Origin of the sequence: Lysinibacillus sp. NPDC093210 (genome assembly GCF_044753985.1) — a bacterium.
In the GTDB taxonomy this organism is placed as follows: Bacteria; Bacillota; Bacilli; order Bacillales_A; family Planococcaceae; genus Lysinibacillus.
In genome coordinates, this window is sequence record NZ_JBIVOE010000009.1 from 148,133 (window position 1) to 173,418 (window position 25,286).

Here is a 25,286-nt window from a genome sequence, read left to right on the forward strand (position 1 = left end):
CATATGATTTTTAGCGTTAAGTGCATGGGCTAACAAATAATTTACCATGATAATTATTCAACAAGTGTTATTGCTATTTACTATTAAAGAACACTTCTCTCCCCTTTCGATTAGGATTAAATGATTTGTAACAGAAAGTGGGGGTTTTTAATAAAATACTAATGGACTGAAAGGGGTGAAATGCAATGGAAGATTCAAAGTTGTACTCCACTCAAGACATTGAAAAATTAAAAGAAAAAATCGATAGCTATAAAGAAACACTAACAACATTAAAGATGGGTACTTCAATCGAAGATTACTTATTTATGAAAAATGAGTTTGAGGATCTAAAAAAACAAATTGTACATTTAGAAGGACTCACAGAAACAATTGATGGCAAGCACAGTATGCAAATTAAAGAATATGAAGAGCAAGTCAAGCAGCTTTCGATTCATATTGAATCCCTCAATCAAGCAATTGAGGAAATGAATCAAGAAATTTTAGCCGTATTAAATAAATTAATAACCGTTGAAAACAATATACCAAAAGACAATTCCCCAACGAATGTTGATGAAAGCTCAGTAAAAAGTATAGCCCTTCCCTCAAGAAAACTTTTAGAAAAAATAGAGCAAACTACTGTACAACCACCATTACCTACTACTGAACCAAGTTATAAATTCCTTCAAGATTTGGCTGGTAAAGCTTTTAATATGAACAATGGAATACCTTTTACTCCTAATGATAATCCTGTACAAAAACAAGAAGAACGCCATTTTAACCAGCACTATTTTCAATCCATTAATACACATCCAAGTCAGATTTATAACGGTTTATATAGAAACACCACAGCAGAATCAACTTTTCATTTTAAAAATGCAGCCGACACGCAAGGAATCACAGTAAGCGTTGTAGAAGCAAATAGTTTAACAGCTCCTATAGCAAATGAGGAGAAAACGGAAGCTATTGCTCCTACTGCTAATGATTTGAACATAACAGAAGTGTCCGCTCCTATCACAAATGACTTCGACATAACAGAAGCTTCTGCTCCTACTACAAATGAATTAGAGATAACAGAAGCATCTACTCCTAACGCAAATGATTTGGTGATTATAGAAGCCTCTGCGCCTATCACAAATGAATTAGAGATAACAGAAGCATCTGCTCCTAACGCAAATGAATTAGAGATAACAGAAGTCTTTGCTCCTAACGCAAATGAATTGGACATAACAGAAACCTCACAAACCTCTACTTCTATAGTTCATACATCTTCAATTGTTCAGACTAATCCTTCTCCTTTAAGTGTATCGAATGAAAACATAGAACTAGTAAGGGAAGAAAGCATTGCACAAATGGAGTTCAATAACCAAAATGAAGATATAGATATAAAAGAAGTAGTGGAGGAAGAAGTGAAGAAAGAAAAAAATTCTTTATTTTTCAATCTATTTCGCAGACGGAATTAGCTTGAAACCTCGGAGGAAAAACAATTCAACGGTATAAAATCAATCATCATTATTCCTATAGATAAATGTCCAATAGGTATTCAAAAATACATATTGGACTTTTTTACGTCCAATCTTTGAATTCTGCTCTCAAGTGCCTTTAAGAACATTTACACATGATGAACGTGTAATAGTGGCTTTAAAAATTTTTAAAGTAGACAATAGACTAATCTGTATCACTTACAGGCATTTTTCTCTTTTTCTTGTATTGTAAAAATAGCTTTATGTATGTAGTTAATAGCCCTTTTTCTTTATTCTTCTATGAATAGAATAATGAAGAAAGGAGGTGTAAATATGTTCTTAAATAATTCTATGTCTAATAGTGGATGTGGTTGCTCCTCTAGATCTGGTAATATGGAATGCCAAAATTTTGGTCCATTTTTAGCGATTGATGCTGCATGTCTTCCACCACTACAACCAACTACTGAAGGTTCTATTATTCCGTTCTCTTCAGGGATTACCCCTGTTGTGTTAACTTCTTTAGTAACTGGTTTAATCGCTACACCATCCCTTATCGGCTTCGGCACTGCAGTTCCTGGTGTTACGCTCCTTGGAGAAACACTTGATTTATCTGGCGTAGTAACGGAAGCATTTACGGTACCACGCGCAGGTAATATTACAGGTCTTTCTGCATCATTCTCTACTACGCTTGCCGTTACTCTAATTGGTAGTACTACAGTTACTGCAACAATCTATCGTGCACCTGCTGGAAGCACGGTTTATACAGCTACAACTGCTACTGTTAATTTAGCTCCGCCATTTACAGGCGTAATAGCACTAGGTACTACAGCATTTGGTTCAGGCAGTTTTGCACCAGTTCCAGTGACTGCTGGTGACAAACTAGTAATGGTGTACTCTATTACTACAGCTGGTGTAGCTGTTGCTCAAGTACTTACTGGTACAGCAAGTGCTGGCATTACAATTCAATAAATCATTTTTTAACATCCCAGTTTATTCGGCTAAAAAATCCACACACATTTGAATAGTCAAAATTAAAAAAAGGCGACTTTCCTCAGAAGTGAGGATAAGTCACCTTTTTTATTTATTTTGCAAGAGCATTCTGTATATGAGCAAGATGATGCTTTCCATGCCATGCATACAGTGCAAGTGCTTTTTCAAGCGTCATTAGCCCGTTGTCTGGATGCTGAAAAGCCCGTTGTAATTGCTCATCCTTTAAACTTGTCAGCAAATAAACCCAACGTTCATGTAAACTTTCAAGTAACTTATAGGAAGTGGCAACTGGCATATCAGAATCCGGAAGCACTGCCCAATCCTCTTCATTGTATGGCTTAATAGTTGGTGTATCTTCGGTTAAAGCTAATTTAAAGCGAATAACACTATTCATGTGACTATCCGCCAGGTGATGTACCAGTTGCGTTACAGTCCAACCATTCTCTCGGTAGGATTTCGCTAATGATTGTTCACTTGCTCCACTTAATGCCTCCGCTAATTGCCTTGGCAATAGACGGATATCATCAATCCATTTCTGTACTTGCTGTGCGGTCACTACTTCTGGAAATTGAAATTGTCCAATCGGATATCGTAAATCGTTCATTTAGCTCGCCCCCGTTTCTCTTTCTAATTTCATTATACTACCAATTTAGAAGTTTCATTTCATTTAAATATAAAATTCTATCGGCGATTGTGTGAGTTTTATCGGCGTTTTGGCATTTCTATCGGTGATTACTCGACTTTTGCGGGCGATTCTGGCACTTTTACCGGCGATTGCCCTATTTCATAACAAATCCAACTAATGATTGCAATGGATGTGTAATCGCAATGTCGAACTCCTTTTCAAATTGTTGTGCCGCTTCGACCATCGAAAGCTGGCCAACAGAAATCAACCGACCTTCACCCATTATTTCCTGGAAATATTGCATAATTGCATTGTTGTACGCTTGCTTTTTCCCCTGCATAATAAGCTCAAAAGTATTGTCTATTACCTTCGCCCGAACGTTTATCGCTTTATCATGGAGCGTAGCATATTTGTAGAGTCGCTCCATCGTTCCCTCCACAGTTGCAGGGTTTGTAAAAAGTATTATTTGTGGTTGCGTCACTTCGCAAAGTGATTGAAAAAAAGGTTCATCTATTCTAATAATTGGTAAGGATAATGACAATTCTTCTTCCTTTAACAACGCAATATAATTTGTACATGTAATTAAAATTGCATCGACATTACAGCTTGCTATCCATTCCACTTGCTCCTTCACCTTTAATGACAACCCGCCAGTACCCTTTGCCACATGCTGAATAAGTCCTGGATCAACAAAATGCTCAAGCTCTATTTCATAAAAACTATTAAATGCCTGCTCTATGTAGTCTATATTTGAATAATGTGCGTGCAAACAGCCTATTCTTTTCTTCAAATGCACTCCCCCTAAAGTTTCTTTTCCATTGTTACAATCGGAAGAGAAAAGCCATTACGATTTTCTCCTATCGTTTCTTTAGTGATAACATATCCTAACGAGCGGTATAACTCAATATTACGTGGTACATTCATACGAACTTTACATTCACTAATCCTTTTCCCTTGTGCACGTGCATAATTTTCAAGTTCAACTATTAATGCCTTTGCCAAACCTTGCCCCTGCTTTTCAGGAATTACAGATAATCGAAAGAAATAAATGCCTTGATTACTCAACGTAAATCGAACCATTGCTACATGTTGATCTTCCATATAACTAATAAACGCTTGCTGGCCATTATTTAGTGCCTGTTCAATTGATTCAACTGTTTCACTTAATGCACTGGATGGTGGCGTTGCATGTTCATATTCTTTAAAAGCCTGAAGCATTAATTTATGCACTACTTGCGCATCCTTACTATTTGCCAAAATAATTCCCATCTAAGTCACATCCTTTACGATTATAAATACATAATATTGTATTTATATCCATAAGTAAACCGCATTATCAAGGATAATGCGGTTACTGAATTAATATTTATTCACAAAACGTATTGCTCTACTCATTACAGTGGGTACGACAGACGCATGATTTTCGTGCAACGCTTCATAAAATTCAATACCCATTACTTGCATTAGCTCATTAGCCATTTTTCTTCCGTCATCTACCATAAAGGTTTCAAGTTCCCCTACACCGATAAATAATTGTTCGTTCACTTGCTTGTACTCTTCCATAAATACGCTTGCCTTCTGTAACAATTCATGTTCATTCCACCAGATAGAAGGGCTAATGGCTATATAACGTTGGAAACTATGTTTTTCATTAAATAATTGCCACAACACAAAATAGCCTGCTAAAGAATGGCCAAATAAAGTTTGATGCTGTTCATTTACATGGAATTGTTGCTGAATTTGTGGCTTTAATTCCTCTTGTAAAAAGCGACTAAAGCTCACCGCACCTCCATGCTTATCATATCCATTTCCTTTAAATCTTGCAGGATAGCTATACGTTTCGGCTGGTGCTGTAAAATCATAAAAACGTCGTTCATGCATATCAGCCCTATGTCCTACACCGACGACAATGGCAGGTACTATGCCTGTTTTGGGCGCATTTCGACTTTGCAGGCGAATTGCTTCCTTCACTAAATTGAAGTATGACGATCCATCTAATACATATAAAACAGGAAAGCCACCTTGAGGTATTTCCCCTTGAGGTACATAAATATTTATCGTATACGTATAATCAGTAAACTTCGAAGTCATTTCATAAGATATAAAATCTGTTACGTTAATTGCTTGTTCTACAGTCATTTATCTTCCTCCTTTAAAACATCATAGCCATAACATACCGGGGTATTTGTTGCTGGATCTTCCATAATTCTTGCCGTAATATTAAACACTTTACGCATGACGTCCGCACATAATATTTCCCGTGGTGTTCCCGTTTCCATCACAACACCTTGACGCATTGCAATTAAATGATCTGAATATCTTGCTGCATGGTTAATATCATGCAAAACCATGACAATCGTACAGCCATGTTGTTCATTTAAATTTTTTACGATATCTAAAACCTCTAACTGATGCGCCATATCTAAATAAGTCGTTGGCTCGTCTAACAACAAAATGCTCGTTTCTTGTGCTAATGCCATTGCTAGCCAAACACGCTGACGTTGACCTCCAGAAAGCTGTGCAAGCTCTCGGTTGCGATACTCCAATGTATTTGTGACCGTTAAGGCCCATTCAATCATTTCTTCATCCTTCTTCGTTAAGCGATTGACATTATTACGATGTGGATAACGACCGTATGCAATCAGCTCCTCTACCTTTAACTGTCCTGGTGCAATGGGCGTCTGTGATAAGATTGCTAACTTTTTCGCAATTTCTTTCGTCGACAAATTCTGCATATTTTGTTCCTGTAAATAAACCGTTCCCTGTTGTTTCTTTAAAATACGTCCTATTGTCTTTAATAAAGTCGATTTTCCACAACCATTGGGACCTATAATAGTTGTCACTTTTCCCTCTTCTATCGTTAAATTCAATCCTTCAAATACACGAACATGCTCATAACCCGAGGACAAATTTTCCATTCTAAATGCAGTTTGCACACTACTTCCTCCTATGCTTTTGACTTCACTAGTAAATACAAGAAGTACGGAATACCAATAATTGAAACAACAATACCAACTGCTAGCTCTGAAGGTGCAAAGACAGTTTTACCGATAAAGTCAGCGAATACAAGCAGGCATGCACCTATTAGGGCACTCACCGGCATTACATAACGATGTTGAATACCGACAAGCTGTTTAGCAATATGTGGCGCCATTAATCCAATAAAACCAATACTACCGGAGACTGATACACAGGCGCTCACTAAGCCTACACTCGCCAATAATAATTTAATTTTCTCTTTTTCTAGCGCTATGCCTAAGCTTGTAATACTGTCTTCTTCCAGCTGAAAATAATCAAGTAAATACGATTTACGATACACATAAAAACCTAGTAATAGGAGCCATGGCAACATCGACACAACAAAAATCCAATTGGCATTGTAAATAGAACCAGCCATCCAAACTGCTGCCGATTCATAATCTTGCGCATTCATTTTCAACGATAGAAACAGCGATAATGCACTAAATCCACTATTAATAGCAATCCCTGTTAAGATTAGTCGCTGCATATCTAGGTGGCCATTTTTCATGGCAAACGAAAAAATTAAAGCTGCGGCCATCGTACCGCCTACAAAACCGAAAATCGGCATGATTAAAATAGATAACCAGCTACTGACATCAGCCGTCACTACACGGAATTGAAAGAAAAACATAAAAATGACTACTGCTGCACCTGCTCCAGCATTAATACCTAAAATCCCTGGGTCTGCTAAGCCATTTCGTGTAATGCCCTGTAGTACAACCCCTGCCATGCCTAGCCCCACACCAACAAGAGCTGCTATTACAATTCGAGGTAAACGAAATTCAAAAATGACAAGATCATATTTTGGGTTTGGTTCAATACGCAAGAGTGTTTTTAGTACATCTAATACTGACATATCAAAAACGCCATTCGTAATATGGAGGTAGCTTGCCCCTAAAATAAATAATAGAAGTATAGCAACAGTCGTCATGACTACACGGGAAGTTTTTTTATGCATGCTTTTCACCTCCGTGCTTACGAACTAAGTATAAGAAGAACGGTACTCCAACTAGCGCTGTTAATACACCAATTGGCGTTTCGTATGGATAATTTACATAACGACTGAGCACATCACAAAGTGCTAAGAAAAATGCTCCTATTACCGCTGCACATGGAATAATAAAACGATAATCCACACCGACAAGGAAACGCGTAATATGTGGAATAACTAGCCCGACAAAAGCTATTTTTCCGACAAGTGCAACCGCCGTACCTGTTAAACATACAACTGCAAGCATACTAACAATTTTTACTGCTTTTGTTTTTTGTCCAAGACCTAAGGCAATATCATCGCCTAATGCAGTGATTGTAATAGCTCTTGCCGATAATAATGCAAGAATAAGGCCAATTAATCCAAAAGGTATTGAAAGTAGGAGCATATCATTGTCTACCGTATGTACCTTAGTGTTATACCAAGCGCTAACCGTTTGCGACACTTGGAAATACATTGCTATTGCGGTCGCTATACTACTCAAAAATGTCCCTATTACTGTTCCAATAATGGCTAATCGAACTGGGGATAGCCCATTTCGGATTAGAGAGCCAAAACCGAAAACGATGCCAGCACCCAATGCAGAGCCAAGCATAGATAGCAATATCATTTGATAATTTGGAAGCCCTGGGAAAAATACAATTGCTAATGTAATAACAAATGCTGAACCATCATTAACGCCCATCAATGACGGAGAAGCTAAATAATTTCGAGTAATACCTTGCATAACCGCACCAGCTACTGCCAAAAACGCACCTACTAGTAATACGGCGCAAATTCTAGGAATCCGACTAGTCCTTACAATTTGATGATCAATATTCCCAGCGTCAAATGCCGTAAGTGCTTGCCATACAGTTAAGGAACTAATATCCTTTGTTCCGTACATGACAGAAATTAAAGCTACAATCGCAATTAAGATAGGTGAAGCTACTAATATAGAAAATGATACTATGTTTGTTTTTTTCAACTGCCACACCTTTTTCTATTTAATCTTTATCTTATAAAAGGCTGGTAATAGCCCGGTGCTTGCACCAAATCTACTACCAGCCTACTGCTTCTATTTAAGTAATTTTTCCGCTGCAACATCTAGGAATTTCACCTTAGACCAAGCAGTACCACCTTGAGCGAGTGGATCAATTGCATTGACGAAAATCTGTTCATTTTTAGCTGCTTTCAAGCTTGCAAAAATCGGGTTCTTTTGTAGATCTTCTAATGCTTTCGGGGCATCTGTATTTTCAGATTCCTCAAACTGTAAGAAAATCGCATCTGGGTCGACCTGTGCTAACGTTTCAAGTGAAAGTTCTGCTTGCGCTTTTGTCGTTGTTAAAATTTCAGGTACTGGTGCACCTAGATCTTCATAAAGAACTGGATTTAAGTAAACGCCTGCAGGATAGATATACATAACACCGCCACGTAGGCGAATAATTAATACTTCCTTGTCCGCTAGTTGCTCTTTTGATTTAACCTGAGCATCCGCTACTTTGGCTTCATAGTCGGCAATAATTTTTTTAGCATCATCTTCTTTACCAGTAAGCTGCGCAAGAAGTGTTAAGTTTTCTTTCCAATTTGTTGAAATATGTGAATAAGGAATCATTGTTTGAATTTTATTTAATTTTTCAGCAGTTTCTTCAGGGAATTTCGAAGTACCGATAATAACATCTGGATCAAGTGCTAAAATTGCCTCCGCATTCGGCTCCATTTTATTTCCGACAAGCGTTGCACCTTCTAAATCTTTTGAAAGATATGATGGAATTTTGCCACCAATATCAAGTACACCAATTGGCTTGATACCAAGCATTGCAGCATCTTCCATTGATTCTAAGCTTGCAGCTACAATGTTTTCCACCTTTGCAGGTAGTTCATACGTTTCACCTAAATATGTAATACTCTGTGTTTTTGCTTGGTCTGTTTGTGTTTCAGTTGTACTTGTTTCTGCTGCTTCATTTTTGACAGGTGTGGACTCCTCTTTATCAGTACCACACGCCGCAAGGGATAGTGCTAAAAGTGCGGGTGCACACATTTTGATATATTTATTCACAATGAATCTCTCCTCATTATTTTTATCTACTTATGATAATGATAATCATTTTCATTTATAAGTCAATAGTAATTAGCTATTTAATTGATAGTCATTATCATTTACGAATACTATCCTACCAAAGAGAAAAATAGTTGTGAATGGACAATTTTATTTTCTATATGGACTTTTGCCGAAATTATTATAAAAAAAGAAGCTGATTCATAAGAGAAAAAGTGTTAGATTGACCGCAATCAATCTAACACTTTTTGGCTAAACCAGTGTCGTCAGCTATAGAGGATGCTTTCCTCAGGTTTATCGGCGATTTCTCACGGCTTACTGGCGATTTACGAGTTTTTATCGGCGATTTCTCTCGTTACCTATAAATACATCAAGCTTCTTCCATCATTATTTTTCGATAGGCTGTTGGAGACATTCCGGTGCTTTTTTTAAATACCCTGCTAAAGTAAAAGCTATCAACATAGCCTACACATTCTGCAATTTCAGTTACTGTAGAATCGCAATATCGTAGCAAGTCCTTTGCCCGTCGCATGCGATATTCTGTTAAATAGCTACTAGGATTCATACCTGTATGCTGTTCAAAAAGATAGGCAAATCTCCGACGCTCCATACCGAATTCCTGTGCAATTTTAGACACTGATAGTGGTTTCGAATAATGCTCGTGAATGTATTGTATAACCTGCTCCATCATTTCATTTGCTGTATCAAGAACCTTCATTTTTGCCGAAATTAAAATTGTTTCCACTAAATTCATAAATATCGACTTTGATTTAAATGTTGCCATACTACCTGGCATTGCATAACTTTCTATTAGCTGTTGTACGAGATTAATAATTTTTGAGTTTTCTCCTGTATTGATTAAGAAATGTTGTGTTGCTAATGAATTAATAGCCGCCTCTTCTGCAGGTATATGATAATGGACTACCGCATACTCCCACACTTTATCACCGATCGTATGTATCTCTATTGGCATTTGTGGCCCCGCATGAACAACCATTCCTGGCTCCATGATATAGGGAGTACCATTAAAGCTAAAACACGCACTGCCTGCCAGTGGAAAGACTAAACCACATTTCCCTGGCGCTGTTGTACGCCCGATATCCTTTCGATCTGGCTCCATTTTATTCGTAAAAATATCAACAAAATTCACCGTTGCCTGTGCATAATAATCAATGATTTGATTTATGTTTATCTCCATTCTATCTCACCTATAACATTTTGGACTTGTGAAAAATGATGCAAATCATGTTCTACTAAGCCAGAAAAATAACTGTAAAGTGTAAGCTCAGAGTGCCCGATTTTAAAGCTCTGCTGCCACAATTCATCTGGTAAACGAGCAAGGGCATCTAACAGTAAACGCCTAATAATAAGTAACGCTTGCAATGTTTGCTCCATGCTTTGTAAACGACTACTACTCGCTGCTTCAGCATTCATCTGTTCCACATTGGGCCCCTTAGGTAACTGCTCTTTTGAAAATAGAAATGGAATGCGCTCATGCAATACAAATTCATCCCACGGAATTAAATGCCCAATCACTTCAGCAACTGTCCACTTCCCCTGTTGTATTGGTGAACGCCACTGCTTGTCCGCAACATGCGAAAGTTGCTCTAGCCACAGTATAGATTTTTCATAATGCTTAAGTATTTGCTTTTTTTCTGGATGCAATTCTGTCAGCTCCTTTAGCTATACTGATGTTACAAATACGAGTTTTGGCCAGATATTTTGCCATCGTTTGTTATGTATCCTCTTTTGATAAATGTCATGCAATTGTGTATTTTCATCAAAATAAGGTGTAGGCGCCACAATACCCGACAGCAATTGTTGTATGCCATAAGGCGCTGCAATTTCCAGTGCACCTTGTGTAAGCCTTACGCCAATCGCTGTAGGTATTTCAGGAAAGTGTGCAATTCCATCAACAGAGGATTGATACGGATTACAATCGTTTACGACATGCATTCTAGCTTGGTTTTTCACAGACCATGGTTCTTTAGGTAAGAGCTCTAATAATCGCTGCTCATATTGCTTCTCTAGTTGTTCTGAAATATGCTGATTATCGAAATAAATGACATCAATATCACCTAATGGCGTTCTCTCTTGATAATCATGCAAATAATCCCACACCTTTGAACGAATAAATCCAGCACATACCCAACTGTCCGATAATTGGAGTTGCTCTACACAGCGTAATATTTCCATCATCCACGGATCTGACTTAATTAAAGTTATTAAATCTCTTTCTGTAAGTAACCGCTCCATTCAATCAAACCCCTTGATATATCCCTATTTTAATTGCTTACTAAAACCGTTACTTTTTCCTTCAAAGCCTTGCTGTTTGTAGAACTGGTGCGCAGCAATTCGTTCTTCACGTTTATCGCTATTCATCACAAGTTCAGAAGCACCCTGTTCCACTGCCCAGTATTCTATCGCTTCGAGCAGCTTATGTCCAATGCCCTTTCTACGATAATTATGATCTACAACAAAGGCTTGAATCCGTACATAGCATCCATCCATCATGCTCATAAAATATGCTATGGCACAATCCTACCATCCCAACTACGTGGCCATCCGTTTCAGCAACTAATGTATGATAACTTGGATTTGCTGCTAAAGCTTAAAATCTTAACAACATTTTCTCCTCTGTCGTTGAAACCCAAGCTGCACCATTAACACCGTTAAAGCTTTAATATCATCTATATCAGTAGTCTAATTTGCACCATTGTTGCCCCTCCTATAGGTTTATTATTGCTTATTTCCATTTCCATTTATTACAATAATAACTGTATGCATTTATTTTTCAAAGGGGTGTAAGGATGAAAATTATTTCTATACGTGAGGAGCCTAGCTATGCTGAATTGGCGACCCGCTATATACAAAGCAAATGGGCAAGTAAGGAAAGTATGATGCTCTATGAGGATTGCATTTCACATTGCATCAACGCGCAGGCACCACTTCCGCAGTGGTATTTATTAATGGACAATGATGAAATTATTGGCTGTGCAGGTTTAATAACTAATGATTTTATTAGTCGTATGGATTTATATCCTTGGGTATGTGCGGTGTATATTGAAGAAAGCCATCGCGGGCATGCATACGGAGCATTGCTATTAGAGCAAGCTAAAAAGGATGCCCAGCGACACGGATTTCCACATCTTTATCTTTGTACAGATCATATTGGCTTATATGAACGCTATGGCTTTTCATATATCGGTACTGGCTACCATCCTTGGGGGGCAAGTTCACGCATTTATGCGGCAAGGATAGAATAATAAGGGTGCGCCTATGCCAACTGCGTTAGCTACTTAAATGTTCGTGAATAAGCTTCCATTCATTATTTACTACAGTAAAAACATTTGTCGCTCTCCCACTCCCTGTTACAAATGTGCCATTATGATATCCTTCGTAATGGTATGTATAAATACATGTAGCGGTAGTTGCATCCGCAGTAAGCCACTGAACATTTGTCGCACGATAAACTTCATCTTTTATGACATGCCATGCATGATTGAAATAAGCTCCTATTTCTTCCAGCGTTGTGCATGTTTGATCAGTAAACCAATAAACTGCTTGTGGGTGTAATAGCGCTTTGACGTTGTTAAAATCATGAGTATTTGTTGCTTCAATGTAACGTGTTAAAGCTTGTTGATAATCCATTTCCATTTCTCCTCTTTTCATCTAATATTAGAACAGTGTTATCACAATTTTATCTAAAACTTAATTAGTCTGGGAAGATTATATAGTACTACTAATTTTGAAGTAACTTAAATTCGAGGAGGCTTTCCTATGCTCGCTACAATTCACAAACACCAAACCGGCTATATTGCGCTAATTGAATGCCCACTTGCACATTCAATTAGCGCTGTTTGGGCGGTACTAACAGAGAATGGCAAACTTCAAAAATGGATGAGCAATTTAGAAATGATTGAGCCTAAGAAAAAGGGTAAAATGCGTTTCAATATGAATGACGGAACTGATACCTTTATAGACATCGCTATTACGGATTATATTGAGCAGGAGGTACTGGAGTTTGAATGGGGCAAGGATAGTGTACGCTTTGAGCTATCACCAACTAGTGATGGTTCAATATTAGTGTTGCATGAAAAAATCGGTCAGCTGACTGATCATACGCCTAAAGATATAGCTGGATGGCATATTTGCTTAGAGCTCCTGTCTGATTTATTAAACGGCACTGTGCATGAAGAATTTCCAATGAAAGCATGGCAAAAATGGTTGGCAGAGTATACGCTACTAATACATGAAGCTGAAAAATAAACAGGCAAAAAAATTCCCTGAGCGGATTGCCACTCAGGGAATTTTATTTATTGATTAAAAGCCGAAGCAATTGCTAGTGCCTTCATTGGGTCCTTTATCGAATCAAGTGTATAAACAAGCTTTCCATCTTGCCATACGATTAAGTTTCCTGATTCGTAAACATCTAAATGCACCAGGCCGTTTTCATGTGGAATCGGAAGCGTATGGGATTCTAAATATTCTACAGCTTGTTTCGCTAGGTCTACTCCAGCAGCTGGATTTTCTGTTCGGGTATGGGTTGCTAATGCCCATCTCCCCTCATTCCATCCAGTCCATAATGAGCCAGCTCCTGCATCCTGATAGCCATTAATATTGTATCCGAGCGGTACTTGTTGCCCGCCATTTTTACTAAAGTCTTCATAAGAAATCTGTTTGCTCGCCTCATCTATACTGTCAAATAGCTTTACAGTAAGCTTGGCAATCGCTGTCGCATTAGAAGCATTTTTTAGCTTCACATCATTTACAGGAATATACTCTTTACTTTCTAGAAAAAGAACTTCAGCTTGTTTGTCTGAACCTGTTGTTGTAGCCGTTAAAAAATTCCCCTTTGTTAGCGGAAGATTATTTGGCATAACAACCGCTAATTCTGTTCCAAGCTGCTCTTTTATCGTTTTCAATGCTTCTGCCTGCGTTATAGAAGAGACAGTGTCTTCAGATTTTGTTTCAGTTGTAGCATTCTCATTTTCATTCGATTGCTGCTCTTCTTGCGTATGGTCTTGTTGTGTATGGTCTTGCTCGCTCACTTTCTCTTCATTTGTAGTACATGCGCTTAGCATACTAATCGTGAGTAAGCTTGTAAAAAGTATTTTTTTCATTTAGACACCCCTCTTTTGGCCTTGCTTTGGCGTTTTTTCAATCCTGCTCTAAAAGTTTCCCCACACTATAAAAGTGGAGAACTTCTGCTGAATCAAGTTTATTTTCCCCACTCTTTTCTCTCTTAAACGTGAAACTAGCGAAGATTATTAATTTGCTTAGTCAAGTCATTAAACTTTCGATCAAGCACTGCATATTCCTTATCCTTTGCAGTTAGGAAGCTAAGTTTGCCGAGTATTTCTTGTCTTTCATTTTCAAGCTTTAGTCGTAGTGCACTCGTATCATTTACTTGTGGTGGTGCGCTCTCTCTCCATTTTTTCTCAATGCCATTATTTTTAAGCTCCCAAACAATATTCGTCGTTTTTTCTAAAAAATAACGATCATGTGATACAACGAGCAATGTACCTGTATACAACTCCAATGTTTTCTCCAATTGCTCTCTTGAAGGCAAGTCTAAATGGTTCGTTGGCTCATCTAAAATGAGAACATTTTTTTCCTCTAGTATATATGCCATAAGCTTACACTTTACACGCTCACCCATACTCATATTGCCAATAGGTGCTGTCCAATGACTCGCTGTAAATCCTAAATGTTTCATAACATTGCGGACTTTACCTCTTTCCTCGAAAGTCTCCTTGTAAAAGTATTGCTCTGGTGTAAGTTCAAGCGGCAAATCAAATACATCCTGCGTTAAATAGCCGATGTTGGCAGCAGGTGAAATCCATATATCACCATCCGCTTTTTCTTGTCCTGTCAGCACTTTCAATAATGTCGTTTTCCCGCTACCATTTGGGCCAGTAATAGCAATCTTTTCACCATACTTGATTACCATATTTATATCTTTAAATATAAGACGATGCTGGAAAGATTTTGTTACATGCTTACACTCTAAAAATCGTTTTCCTACCCGTTGGTTTGTCTCTACTGAAAATCGCACTTCATCTTCTTGCTTAAGTTGTTCAACTTTAGTTTTTGCTAGCTCCTTTTCCAAGCGTTTTTTCTTTGATTTCACTTGCGCATCCATTCGTTTAGCCTTTACTCGATAAAACTCTTTAAAACTCTCTTGCTTGGTCGATTGCGCGTGTGCCTTATGCGACCAAGACGAAAGCTCATTCATCTGTGCTTCAATACGTTCAATATTTTTTTGCTGTTTATCATATGCACGTTGCTGCGCTAACCTTTGTTGCTCTCGTGCCGCTATATAACTTGTATAATGACCACTATGCTCTATCAGTTTTCCGTCTTCCAGTGACCATATTTTCGTAGCCACTTCGTCTAAAAAATAACGGTCATGGGACACTACAATAATTGTACCGCCATATTTTTTTACTTGGGCGATTAGTAGTGCTGTACTTGTTTCATCTAAGTGATTTGTCGGTTCATCCAATAATAGTAATTGCGCATGTTGTGAAAAGCCTCGTGCTAGTCGTCTCTTCAGCTTTTCACCACCACTTAAAGCTACAAACTCTGTGTTTGGCACATGCCATTTAGCTAGTAAATCTGCTTCCTCTGCACTTACTTCCCAATTTTCAATAGCTGCTTGCTCTTGTTCTACATAAGCAATTTTGATTTGCTGTAACCACAATAGCTGCCCTTTTGTAGGAGTTAGTATGCCTTGAATTAGCTGTAACAATGTCGATTTTCCAGCTCCATTTTTACCTATTATGCCAATGACTTCACCCTGTTTTACTGTAGCGGTGGCATTATCAAAAATAAGTGTGTCACTCACTTCATACTGTACATTTTGTATTTTTAAAAATTCTTTCATTACATCCGTTCCTCTCCGTTTAGAGGGACAAAAAAATCCCTCCAATTATTTTGGAAGGATTAGTCGCGAAATATCATACATAAAAAAGCTCAAACGTAGAGCTTTAATTATACGATGATCCAATACTAAAAAATGCTATATTAAATCCCACTAAAGAACTTCTAGCGGGGCAATATGCGTTTTAAGTATGCGTTTAACGATTGTCGGCGGTTAAACCTATATCGTTGCACTTATGGAAAATGGGCAGACTAATCCTATTTTTGGTTCATTGAAATATACATTTCATGTGCAAAAAATAAGATTAGTTAATCATTAGCCACCCATCGTCCCTTCATCTTTAGTTACAATAATTGTAACATCAATTGCTCGAAAACAGAATATTTATAATAAATTTCTCTCTATATTTTCGAAAAGGAGCTATGTCCACTAAAATAAAAAGGGGATTCATCGCAGTAAATCGACGAATCCCTCGCAATAATGGTCCCTTATCTAAAACATTCGAATGCGAGTATGTTATCTCGCAAAATTGTACTGAAACGCCAGCCAGATCTACTGCTCCAGCGGAATCCTGCAATAACGTCCCTACCAATAACCGTCGGGAAAAACCAAAAACTTCTTCCGTTCGTCGTCCATATAAATGTATTCCTAAATAAACATCTTTGAATACCACTAGATCCTCCATGCCAAGCAGGCATAGCTGGCGAAAAACTTGGCGGAGCACTGGTCGGCATTTGGCCAGTTGATGGCGGACCGAAATTAGGTGGACCCATGTTTGGTGGGCCAAAGTTAGGTGGACCAAAGTTAGGCGGACCCATGTTTGGTGGGCCGAAGTTAGGCGGACCCATGTTTGGTGGGCCGAAGTTAGGTGGACCCATGTTTGGTGGGCCGAAGTTAGGTGGACCCATGTTTGGTGGGCCAAAGTTAGGCGGACCCATGTTTGGTGGGCCGAAGTTAGGTGGACCCATGTTTGGTGGGCCAAAGTTAGGCGGACCCATGTTTGGTGGGCCAAAGTTAGGTGGTAGACGTCTTTCTCCTAAGTCATCATTTGGAAATAAATTCAATAATAAATCCCCCTTTTACATAATTCAATATATGTAAAGGGGGCGAAAGCTGATTGAGCCATTAGCCTACTCATCAATTTAATCTTCACTTGTCCACTACTGTTTCGCACAAAAGTACAGTTCATTAATGTTGCGTCTTATTACGCTAAATACGATTGCATCACTCGCCAATCCTCCAGCTTTTCATTGAAGGATTTAATATTTCTACCTGGTATCGGGCTAGTCGATGGCATCTTTTGATAGGTTCGCCCATCTAAAACATCAAAGCCAATATGTTTTTTAAACACTTCAAATGCCTTACCACCATTAAAAAGCACAAGTTCAATATTTGGGTAATGTATAAAAAGTGTTTTAAAGTCATTTGGTTTTTCATTTCGAATGGCTGCATCTAAACTGCCCTTCCGTTCACAAGATTCGATTGTATCCCACAGCCCGATGCGGTTTTCCTTTAATAACTCTATTCGCTGACCATAATCTACAGGTATCTCTCTCTTTAATATTTCCCCAATAATAGCCCAAAAGTGATTGCGTGGATTGCCATAATATTGTTGCTTCTCTAATGATAGCTTTCCTGGCATTGAACCAACAATGAGCACCTTTGTTGTCACATCAATAACAGGTGGCAGTACATTTTTCACTTCATCTGACACAGCCATCACTCCTTTCTTTTATTGTAGCGTAAAGTTTTAGAATGTTTCCCATAATGATGAGCTTGTTTATCTACTCTCATTTTGTTGAAGATTTATGATAGACTATTTCAAATACGCTCTTTCACGAGGTTTTTATCACTTGAATTTAGAAACAATCGAAAAAAATAAACTAACTACATAGAGGTGAAATATGAAAAATTTGTTCCAGTCTCTAACAGTTAAAATGATTTTTTTAATGACTATTCTAATTCTTGTCATATGTGGGCTGTTTATTTATTTTTTGCAAGAACATATTCAAGAAACAACAGAAAAACAAGTAGGCGAAGAAGCTTTAAATATTGCAAAAACCATTGCTTCAATGGAGGAAATTATTACAGCCTTCGATGAAGAACATCCAAGTGAAACGATTCAGCTAATTGTTGAACCGTTAAGACAGGAGATTGATGCAGCGTTTATTGTCGTTGGTAATGCTGAAGGTGTTCGTTATTCACATCCTTCAGAAGATAAAATTGGACATAAAATGGTTGGTGGAGAAAATGATGCCGCATTACAAAATATACAAGCCTATACTTCTAAAACGATAGGGTCATTAGGTGAAACAATTCGAGGGAATGCTCCTATTATTTTAGACGATAACATTATCGGTGTTGTTTCTGTCGGTTTTTTAACGGCTCATATCGATACAACTATCAGGGAACATATTTACAAATGGCTACAATATACAATCATAATTCTCTTCATAGGCATACTTGGAGCAATCGCTATATCCATTTATATAAAAACGTTATTGTTCAATATGGAGCCCATTCACATCGCCAAGTTGTATCAGCAAAACAAAGTAATTTTAGAGACAACAGAAGAAGGTATACTGGCGGTCAATCATTTAAATCAAATCACTACTATTAATAAAAGTGCATACGAGATGCTAGATTCTACTCATAATCAACCCATTTCCACATGGATGGGGACAAAAATTGAGCATCTTTTCACCCCTAAAATTGTTGCACAAGAACACATTCACAATTTAGAACTATCACTAGCTGAACATATTATCATTTTAAATAAAGCGCCATTAGTTGAAAAGAAAAGAAAAATTGGTTCATTGTATACATTTAGAAAAAAAACGGACATTCAAAAAATTATCGATGAACTAAAACAGGTAAAGCAATATGCCAATATGCAACGTGCCTATACACACGAATTTGCAAATAAACTTCATATAATTTTAGGTTTGCTTGTTCATAAACACTACGATCAAGCAATCGATTTTATTAAAGAAGAGCGAAACATACAACTTAAAAATCAGGCCTTTTTAAACAGTAATGTAACAGCTCCAATACTACTAGCATTAATTCAAGGGAAAATGGCAGAAGCAGCTGAGCTTGGCATTAAACTTGAACTGAAGGAAATTTCCCCATCTATTCATTTATCTAAACCTCAGGAAGATGCTATCTTAACTGCACTTGGTAATGTCCTTCAAAATGCCATTGAATCTTTAAAAAACTGGCCATCCTCCGATAAAATGATTCAACTTTCCATCAACGATTTTAAAAATCATTACTTATTGGAAATTCAAGATAATGGACCCGGTATCGATAACAATTTGTACGATAAAATTTTTACAAAGGGTGTTTCCACAAAAGAAGGCTTAGATCGTGGACATGGCTTGACGATAAGTAAAAAAGCCCTTGAAAAGATAAATGGAGATATTTTATTAGATTCTGGCGATTTATCAGGAGCATGTTTTTTAATTATAGTTCCTAAAGGAGGTATTCTCGTATGACAGCATGCAAAAGTGTATGGATTATCGAAGATGACTTTAGAGTAGCAAGCATTCACGCAGATTATGTAAATACAATAGGAGGTTTTAGTGTAACTGAAAGTTTTCGTACAGGACAAGAAGCGATAAAAAAACTAAATCTAACCTCTAGCTTGCCGGCAATTATTTTAACGGATTTGTATATCCCAGATGTTGAAGGCAGTTCATTAGTACGCCATATACGTCATCATTATCCTTCTATTAAAATAATTGTTATTTCAGCTGCTACAGAAAGAGGTTTAATCAAAGACGTCGTAGATTTGGGGATTTTAGATTATTTAATTAAACCATTTGAACAACAACGACTTCAACAAGCATTTAAAAAATATTTGAATGAACATCATTTATTTCAAAATAGCATGACCATCACGCAATATGAGCTTGATTCCTTACTCTACCGTGAATCAACTACTACAGAAGATAAGGTCGTAAAAGGAATCGATTTACATACGTTACAAACCGTTAAAAGTATATTTGAAAATCCTCAAGCTCAGGAGCTTACTGCTTCACAATTAAGTGAGCTTATCGGTTCTAGTAGATCAACAGCTCGCCGCTATTTAGAATACTTAGTTGGCGAACAGTTTTTGCACATAAAGCCCATTTACGGAACGATTGGCAGACCTGAAAGGAAATATATTTATCATGGAACTTATGAACAAAATGAATAGTTTGTTTCTTATTTAACATATGGCCATATTATTCCCTTCCCACCAGCGCCATGCTAACTTTAAATAGTCAGAATACTCAATTAAAAGGGAGGGGCTTTTTTTGAGCTTAAGTGTAATTGGCTTTTTCACCATTATGATTATTATTGCTCTACTCATAAGTGGTCGTGTATCACCACTTGTAGCAATGGTTATTCCACCGATAATAGCTGCATTAATCGCTGGTTTTAATTTTGATGAACTAGGCGAATTCTTTAATTCCGGACTAAGCTCTGTGATGAGTGTCGCTGTTATGTTTATCTTTGCAATTATTTTCTTTGGTATTATGCAGGATGTTGGACTATTTGAACCATTGATCAACAAAATGATTGCGCTTTCAAAAGGGAATATTGTTATCGTTGCTGTTATTACAGTACTTATTGCTGTAGTAGCTCAATTAGATGGTTCTGGTGCTTCTACATTTTTAATTACGATCCCTGCATTGTTACCTTTATATTTAAGATTACGGATGAATCCATACTTATTACTTTTATTAATTGCTGGAGCTGCAGCCGTTGTAAATATGGTACCTTGGGGCGGTCCGTTAGGGCGTGTTGCTTCAGTATTGGAAGTGGATGTTACTGAACTATGGTATCCGTTAATTACAATTCAAATTATTGGTATCGGATTAATGCTAGTTTTAGCACTATACCTAGGCTTTAGAGAAAAGAACCGCATTCTGAAACAGTATGGCACACTTGATGTTACGCACGATGATTCTACTTTAAATCAAGGCGTAGGATTAGCAGAAGTAGACACTTCCTTACGTCGGCCAAAACTATTGTGGGTTAATGCGTTAATTACTATTTTAGTAATAGGGATTTTAGTGGCAGGTATTGTACCAGCAGGATTAGCCTTTTTAATCGGCGTGGCCATCGCCCTGCCAATTAACTATCGTACACCTAACGAACAAATTGAGCGGATACGAACACATGCCCCAAGTGCTTTAACGATGGCGTCCATTATTATTGCTGCAGGCTTATTTTTAGGCATCCTCAATGGCTCTGGAATGTTAACAGCTATTGCCAACAATGCCGTAACTATTTTACCGTCAGCCCTATCATCGTATTTACATATTATTATCGGCTTATTAGGCGTACCATTTGATTTGTTGTTAAGTACTGATGCCTACTATTTCGCCTTATTCCCTGTAGTTGAACAGATTGGCTTATCTTTCAATATTGATTCTCTTTCAACTGCTTATGCAATGGTTATTGGTAATATTGTAGGTACTTTTGTATCGCCACTTGCCCCAGCTGTCTGGTTAGCGTTAGGCTTATCAGGATTAGAAATGGGGAGACACTTAAAGTACTCTTTCTTTTGGATGTGGGGGTTAAGTATTGTTTTACTTGGCATTGCTATAGCAATAGATATAATCTCTATTTAAAGACCAAAACCAGTTGTCATTTCAAATATCGACAACTGGTTTTTTGTAGCTATAACGGAAATGCAGAGCCCGTAAGTATATTTTTCGAACTTTTTTTAAGAAGCTCTTTAGCTGAGTAATTTTGAATATATGTCCTTACAATTTCATAACCAATGCAATACCCTATCCACGATGGCAATTTTCCACCATATAAAAATTCAACATGATTATTTAAGCCTTGAACATTAATATTGGGCAAAAAATCAGCCTGCCAAATGGCTAGCATCTTATCCAAAGAATAGTCTCCCAGCCAAGGTGCTAACCATTTAGATCCGTAAATTTCCTCTACTGCACATTCTGCTAAACCTTCTAAAATTAATGAATCTAATAGCGTTACTTGCCGTAACGATTTGTTTAAGTAGTGCAGTCGGCAAACATGATTGTATTCATGTGCAAATAAAGCTTTAAGTTCTTCCTTTTCTAGCTCTCCTATAAATAAAAATAAAGCATCTGGATATGCAACACCATTTTTGTTTGTAATGTTTTGCTCCTGTGTTAGTGGAAAAATATAGATTGGTATATCTGGCCCGCCCCAACGCTTCTTTAAATAAAAATACTCTTCCTGAACAATTTCCCAAGTATTTTGATTTTGTAGCTTTTTAATATCAATGCTTTCATGTGCTTGAAATAGCCCTTGTTGCTGTAATTCAAACTGTATTTCATGTGGTGTTCCACCATTAAAATGTTCTACTAATCGGCTACAAAGAATGGTACGTTGTAAATCTTCAAAATCTCTACTGTCATTTAACTTTTGACTAGTCTTTAACTCGTAAAGCCAATCATCAGTTGATATGACTGACATACGCTCACCCCCTTGCTATAGCTTATGTTTCCAATAGACATTCGGCTAGTGATGGTTGTATCCAACGGCATATATTATCTTGTAAGGACTAAGAAAGGAGGAGATTTCTGTGAATCCAGCTGATTGCTATAATCTTTGCTGTAAATATCACGGTAAACGTGTAAAAATTACTGATACATCTGGGAATGTTCATTTTGGAGAAATAACTAGAGTGGATAGAAGACAGGTATGGATTCTACCTGATAGACAAAACAGAGGATATGGTTTAGGTTTTTGGGGTTGGGGATTTAGACCAGGATTTGGAGCAGGACTTGGCATTGGAATCGCATTTGGTGCAATTGCCGGTATTGCATTAGCGCCTTTATTATTTTTCTAGTTTAAATACGTAGAATATCCGTTGTTTTAAGGAAAAAAATAAGCCATTTCATTATTGAAATGGCTTATTTTTTTATTGGACTTTCTCTTGTTGCTGTTTTCTTTCAATTAGTTCCGATACTGTTACAAATGTATAGCCCTGTTTTTTTAATGTAGGTACTATTTCTTCTAGGGCTTTAATTGTTTGTGTGCGGTTGCCGCCTCCGTCATGAAACAAAATAACATCCCCAGGCTTTGTCCCACCGAGCACCTTTTGGACAATTTTATTTACGCCTGGTTCTTTCCAATCTTGTGTGTCTTGATGCCAAGACCACATTACGACCTGATAACCATTTTTTACGGCAGTATTAATTATTTTATCGTTATAATTACCACCTACAGGACGAAATAAAACAGGTGAAAAACCAGTAATATTATTAATCATTTCGTTTGTCCGCTGTAATTCCTCCTGTAATTTAGATACAGAAACTTTGAATGGGTGTGTGTAAGTATGGTTGGCTAGCTCATGACCCTCTTTATAAGTTCTTGAAACAACATTTGGATACTTTTCTGCATTTTGACCAATAATAAAAAAGGTCCCCTTTGCTTCATACTTAGCTAAAATATCTAGCACCTGTGAGGTATACTTCGGATCTGGGCCATCATCAAAGGTTAAGGCAACGATTTTATCCTTTGTGTTAATATCCCACACAACCTCACCAGTCTCCTCATATTCACTACGCCCTTTTTCTGCAGAGGTATTCATTTCTGTAAAACATATAGAAATGAATAAAAAGCAAGCCGTCAAAAACAATACATTTTTACGTATCACAGTATCACCTCCCGCATTTTATTGCATATTACAGCTCATCTTACTATTTACGAAACACGTTGAATTATACTTCAAAAAGACTACCTGATTTTACTTATGCCCTCTATAAAATTATGTTGAAAAACTATTTAACAAACTGTTTCTCTATACTTTAATAACTTGTTTAATTAAACTTTTTTGCAATATCCTTATTTTTAAATAATTCCCACAAACGTAGCGTCAATTTTGAACGAAATGTGAAACCTTTCATTTACCACTTTATTTTTTGAAAAATCGGTGTAAAATTAGTTGCATAAACTGATATATAACAACAGCAATATATTCTATTTCTGTTATACTACAAATTTACTTACAAAGGGGATTTAATAATGTGGGTTATTACTGTTTTTGAACAAGATTCATATCGTATGTTCGAGTACACTACGCAAGATGAGGCTAAATTAGCGTTAAAAAATATACAACAAACTGCATTGCTTTCTTATACAAAATAAGTGCCAGGCACTCAAACAATTCTCAAACAATTAACGTCACACACACTTTTTTAGTGAAAATACCGAACACCTTTTTATCTATTGCCATATGTATAGAGAGAAAAGGAGTGTGATGTTCATGGTGACAATTGAACCTATTATGATTAAAGGTCATTTTTTCACTGCTGTAATTGTACATTTACCAAAAACGACACTACTAACTATTTCAAATGATACGGGCTACATCATGTGTGGTGCATTAGATGTCGGTCTTTTAAATAGTCGCTTATTGGATCGAAAAATCATTGCAGGTCGGGCGGTTGGAGTGAAAACAATAGATGAGCTGTTAACAGCCCCACTAGAATCCGTTACATTTGAGGCAGAGCAACTAGGCATATTCGCAGGAATGACTGGTGTAGAAGCATTGTTAAAAATGATTTAAAACATTACTAGAGACCAGTCGGGAGGTGGTATTAAATGTATTACCAACATGCAAACCCACATTCTCTCCCTGCAACGCGAATTATGACTGTAACAGGAAATGGAAAAGTAGTTGCGAATGCCAGTTATGTTCAGCTTCAAATTGAGGTAACTACGCAAGGAGAAAATGTGCAACAAGCACAGCAGGAAAATGCTAGCATTATGAATCGTGTAATTCAATCCATCATGGCACTAACTATTCCAAAGGAAAATATCCAAACTGCCACCTATACGATTGCGCCTATTTATGATTATGTAGATGGCAAACAGGTATTTAAAGGCTATGAGGTGGCAAATGCAATTACGGTAAAAATACCTGATACAAATCTTGTTGGGGCTGTTATTGATACCGCTGTGGAAAATGGAGCAAATCGTATTTCCTCAATCCAATTTAAAATTGATAATGCAGATGTATATTACCAGCAGGCACTTAGCTTGGCACTTCATAATGCCCAAATGAAAGCTAACACGATAGCACAGACGATGCAATTATCTGTGCATCCTCAGCCGATCGAAATTGTTGAAGAAAACGAAAGTGGCCCTGTGCTATATAAATCGATGGCAATGGCAGATTCGTCAATGGTAACACCTATTGAACAAGGGCATATCACTATTAATGCCGCTGTTCGCGTTACATTTCAATACTAAGTATAGTTTCGGAACGTCAAACAAAGCCAGACTCCATTTATCATAAT

30 protein-coding genes are annotated in these 25,286 nt (G+C 37.3%); 11 read left to right on the forward strand and 19 right to left on the reverse strand.

Features of this window, described 5'->3' with window-relative positions; translation table 11 throughout:
- The first annotated feature begins 185 nt into the window (after positions 1 to 185).
- Positions 186 to 1,439 (forward strand): hypothetical protein, encoded by a 1,254-nt coding sequence (locus ACIP9C_RS19230; RefSeq protein WP_401013250.1) that lies wholly within the window; start codon positions 186 to 188, stop codon positions 1,437 to 1,439.
- Between the two features lie 333 nt (positions 1,440 to 1,772).
- Positions 1,773 to 2,408, forward strand: coding sequence for an exosporium glycoprotein BclB-related protein (locus tag ACIP9C_RS19235; RefSeq protein ID WP_401013253.1), 636 nt, complete (start codon positions 1,773 to 1,775; stop codon positions 2,406 to 2,408).
- A gap of 112 nt (positions 2,409 to 2,520) precedes the next feature.
- On the opposite strand, the gene ACIP9C_RS19240 is transcribed toward ACIP9C_RS19235, so the two are convergent.
- From ACIP9C_RS19240 to ACIP9C_RS19295, 12 genes are all read right to left on the reverse strand, one after another.
- Positions 2,521 to 3,033 carry a YfiT family bacillithiol transferase gene (locus ACIP9C_RS19240; protein ID WP_401013256.1) on the reverse strand — a complete coding sequence of 171 codons (513 nt, stop codon included), beginning with the start codon at positions 3,031 to 3,033 and terminating at the stop codon, positions 2,521 to 2,523.
- A 175-nt stretch (positions 3,034 to 3,208) separates the two neighbouring features.
- Positions 3,209 to 3,850, reverse strand: coding sequence for a hypothetical protein (locus tag ACIP9C_RS19245; RefSeq protein WP_401013259.1), 642 nt, complete (start codon positions 3,848 to 3,850; stop codon positions 3,209 to 3,211).
- Between the two features lie 5 nt (positions 3,851 to 3,855).
- Complete coding sequence (locus ACIP9C_RS19250) at positions 3,856 to 4,323, reverse strand: GNAT family N-acetyltransferase (protein WP_401013262.1); 468 nt, start codon at positions 4,321 to 4,323, stop codon at positions 3,856 to 3,858.
- 90 nt (positions 4,324 to 4,413) lie between these two features.
- On the reverse strand, positions 4,414 to 5,175 hold the full coding sequence (locus ACIP9C_RS19255; protein ID WP_401013451.1) for an alpha/beta hydrolase: 762 nt from the start codon (positions 5,173 to 5,175) through the stop codon (positions 4,414 to 4,416).
- A gap of 14 nt (positions 5,176 to 5,189) precedes the next feature.
- Positions 5,190 to 5,972 carry an ABC transporter ATP-binding protein gene (locus tag ACIP9C_RS19260; protein ID WP_401013454.1) on the reverse strand — a complete coding sequence of 261 codons (783 nt, stop codon included), beginning with the start codon at positions 5,970 to 5,972 and terminating at the stop codon, positions 5,190 to 5,192.
- 29 nt (positions 5,973 to 6,001) lie between these two features.
- Complete coding sequence (locus ACIP9C_RS19265; protein WP_401013264.1) at positions 6,002 to 7,033, reverse strand: FecCD family ABC transporter permease; 1,032 nt, start codon at positions 7,031 to 7,033, stop codon at positions 6,002 to 6,004.
- A complete protein-coding gene (locus ACIP9C_RS19270; protein WP_401013267.1) occupies positions 7,026 to 8,033 on the reverse strand; it encodes a FecCD family ABC transporter permease in 1,008 nt (335 codons plus the stop codon). Before ACIP9C_RS19270 ends, ACIP9C_RS19265 begins: the two co-directional genes overlap by 8 nt.
- A 90-nt stretch (positions 8,034 to 8,123) precedes the next feature.
- Positions 8,124 to 9,104 carry an ABC transporter substrate-binding protein gene (locus ACIP9C_RS19275; protein WP_401013270.1) on the reverse strand — a complete coding sequence of 327 codons (981 nt, stop codon included), beginning with the start codon at positions 9,102 to 9,104 and terminating at the stop codon, positions 8,124 to 8,126.
- 370 nt (positions 9,105 to 9,474) lie between these two features.
- On the reverse strand, positions 9,475 to 10,302 hold the full coding sequence (locus ACIP9C_RS19280; RefSeq protein ID WP_401013273.1) for an AraC family transcriptional regulator: 828 nt from the start codon (positions 10,300 to 10,302) through the stop codon (positions 9,475 to 9,477).
- Positions 10,293 to 10,769 (reverse strand): DinB family protein, encoded by a 477-nt coding sequence (locus tag ACIP9C_RS19285; protein WP_401013275.1) that lies wholly within the window; start codon positions 10,767 to 10,769, stop codon positions 10,293 to 10,295. Before ACIP9C_RS19285 ends, ACIP9C_RS19280 begins: the two co-directional genes overlap by 10 nt.
- 18 nt (positions 10,770 to 10,787) lie before the next feature.
- Complete coding sequence (locus ACIP9C_RS19290) at positions 10,788 to 11,360, reverse strand: nucleotidyltransferase family protein (RefSeq protein WP_401013277.1); 573 nt, start codon at positions 11,358 to 11,360, stop codon at positions 10,788 to 10,790.
- Positions 11,361 to 11,384: 24 nt separating this feature from the next.
- Positions 11,385 to 11,624, reverse strand: a complete 240-nt coding sequence (locus tag ACIP9C_RS19295; protein WP_401013280.1) for a GNAT family N-acetyltransferase — start codon at positions 11,622 to 11,624, stop codon at positions 11,385 to 11,387.
- Positions 11,625 to 11,914: 290 nt separating this feature from the next.
- Between ACIP9C_RS19295 and ACIP9C_RS19300 the strand changes: the two genes are divergently transcribed.
- Positions 11,915 to 12,370 carry a GNAT family N-acetyltransferase gene (locus ACIP9C_RS19300; RefSeq protein ID WP_401013283.1) on the forward strand — a complete coding sequence of 152 codons (456 nt, stop codon included), beginning with the start codon at positions 11,915 to 11,917 and terminating at the stop codon, positions 12,368 to 12,370.
- 25 nt (positions 12,371 to 12,395) lie between these two features.
- Here ACIP9C_RS19300 and ACIP9C_RS19305 read toward each other — a convergent pair whose 3' ends face one another.
- The gene (locus ACIP9C_RS19305; protein WP_401013285.1) at positions 12,396 to 12,755 is read right to left on the reverse strand and encodes a YybH family protein; all 360 of its coding nucleotides are present in this window, start codon (positions 12,753 to 12,755) and stop codon (positions 12,396 to 12,398) included.
- 129 nt (positions 12,756 to 12,884) lie between these two features.
- Here ACIP9C_RS19305 and ACIP9C_RS19310 point away from each other — a divergent pair, with 129 nt between their 5' ends.
- A complete protein-coding gene (locus tag ACIP9C_RS19310) occupies positions 12,885 to 13,373 on the forward strand; it encodes an SRPBCC family protein (RefSeq protein ID WP_401013287.1) in 489 nt (162 codons plus the stop codon).
- 47 nt (positions 13,374 to 13,420) lie between these two features.
- Here ACIP9C_RS19310 and ACIP9C_RS19315 read toward each other — a convergent pair whose 3' ends face one another.
- From ACIP9C_RS19315 to ACIP9C_RS19330, 4 genes are all read right to left on the reverse strand, one after another.
- Positions 13,421 to 14,227: a hypothetical protein gene (locus ACIP9C_RS19315; protein WP_401013290.1), complete on the reverse strand. Its 807-nt coding sequence runs from the start codon at positions 14,225 to 14,227 to the stop codon at positions 13,421 to 13,423.
- A gap of 134 nt (positions 14,228 to 14,361) precedes the next feature.
- The gene (gene abc-f / locus ACIP9C_RS19320) at positions 14,362 to 15,993 is read right to left on the reverse strand and encodes a ribosomal protection-like ABC-F family protein (protein ID WP_401013292.1); all 1,632 of its coding nucleotides are present in this window, start codon (positions 15,991 to 15,993) and stop codon (positions 14,362 to 14,364) included.
- 485 nt (positions 15,994 to 16,478) lie between these two features.
- Entirely contained in the window at positions 16,479 to 17,054 is a 576-nt protein-coding gene (locus ACIP9C_RS19325; RefSeq protein WP_401013295.1) for a transporter, read from the reverse strand.
- Between the two features lie 140 nt (positions 17,055 to 17,194).
- Positions 17,195 to 17,710: a DNA-deoxyinosine glycosylase gene (locus ACIP9C_RS19330; RefSeq protein ID WP_401013297.1), complete on the reverse strand. Its 516-nt coding sequence runs from the start codon at positions 17,708 to 17,710 to the stop codon at positions 17,195 to 17,197.
- A 184-nt stretch (positions 17,711 to 17,894) separates the two neighbouring features.
- Here ACIP9C_RS19330 and ACIP9C_RS19335 point away from each other — a divergent pair, with 184 nt between their 5' ends.
- The 3 genes from ACIP9C_RS19335 to ACIP9C_RS19345 all read left to right on the forward strand — a co-directional run bounded on the left by ACIP9C_RS19335 (position 17,895) and on the right by ACIP9C_RS19345 (position 21,614).
- Positions 17,895 to 19,487: an ATP-binding protein gene (locus ACIP9C_RS19335; protein ID WP_401013300.1), complete on the forward strand. Its 1,593-nt coding sequence runs from the start codon at positions 17,895 to 17,897 to the stop codon at positions 19,485 to 19,487.
- A complete protein-coding gene (locus ACIP9C_RS19340) occupies positions 19,484 to 20,191 on the forward strand; it encodes a response regulator (protein ID WP_401013302.1) in 708 nt (235 codons plus the stop codon). The genes ACIP9C_RS19335 and ACIP9C_RS19340 overlap by 4 nt, the downstream gene beginning before the upstream one ends.
- 100 nt (positions 20,192 to 20,291) lie before the next feature.
- Entirely contained in the window at positions 20,292 to 21,614 is a 1,323-nt protein-coding gene (locus ACIP9C_RS19345) for a CitMHS family transporter (protein ID WP_401013305.1), read from the forward strand.
- Positions 21,615 to 21,663: 49 nt separating this feature from the next.
- Here the strand turns inward: ACIP9C_RS19345 and ACIP9C_RS19350 are convergent, their stop codons facing one another.
- Positions 21,664 to 22,455, reverse strand: coding sequence for a DUF2268 domain-containing putative Zn-dependent protease (locus tag ACIP9C_RS19350; RefSeq protein WP_401013308.1), 792 nt, complete (start codon positions 22,453 to 22,455; stop codon positions 21,664 to 21,666).
- A 109-nt stretch (positions 22,456 to 22,564) separates the two neighbouring features.
- On the opposite strand from ACIP9C_RS19350, the gene ACIP9C_RS19355 reads away from it, so the two are divergent.
- Entirely contained in the window at positions 22,565 to 22,831 is a 267-nt protein-coding gene (locus ACIP9C_RS19355; protein WP_401013311.1) for a hypothetical protein, read from the forward strand.
- Positions 22,832 to 22,903: 72 nt separating this feature from the next.
- Here the strand turns inward: ACIP9C_RS19355 and ACIP9C_RS19360 are convergent, their stop codons facing one another.
- Positions 22,904 to 23,575 (reverse strand): polysaccharide deacetylase family protein, encoded by a 672-nt coding sequence (locus ACIP9C_RS19360; protein ID WP_401013457.1) that lies wholly within the window; start codon positions 23,573 to 23,575, stop codon positions 22,904 to 22,906.
- 434 nt (positions 23,576 to 24,009) lie between these two features.
- On the opposite strand from ACIP9C_RS19360, the gene ACIP9C_RS19365 reads away from it, so the two are divergent.
- The 3 genes from ACIP9C_RS19365 (at position 24,010) to ACIP9C_RS19375 (ending at position 25,239) form a co-directional block, all read left to right on the forward strand.
- The gene (locus ACIP9C_RS19365) at positions 24,010 to 24,132 is read left to right on the forward strand and encodes a hypothetical protein (protein WP_401013313.1); all 123 of its coding nucleotides are present in this window, start codon (positions 24,010 to 24,012) and stop codon (positions 24,130 to 24,132) included.
- Between the two features lie 118 nt (positions 24,133 to 24,250).
- A complete protein-coding gene (locus tag ACIP9C_RS19370) occupies positions 24,251 to 24,553 on the forward strand; it encodes a YunC family protein (RefSeq protein ID WP_173479305.1) in 303 nt (100 codons plus the stop codon).
- A gap of 35 nt (positions 24,554 to 24,588) precedes the next feature.
- A complete protein-coding gene (locus tag ACIP9C_RS19375) occupies positions 24,589 to 25,239 on the forward strand; it encodes an SIMPL domain-containing protein (protein WP_401013317.1) in 651 nt (216 codons plus the stop codon).
- The last annotated feature ends 47 nt before the right edge of the window (positions 25,240 to 25,286 follow it).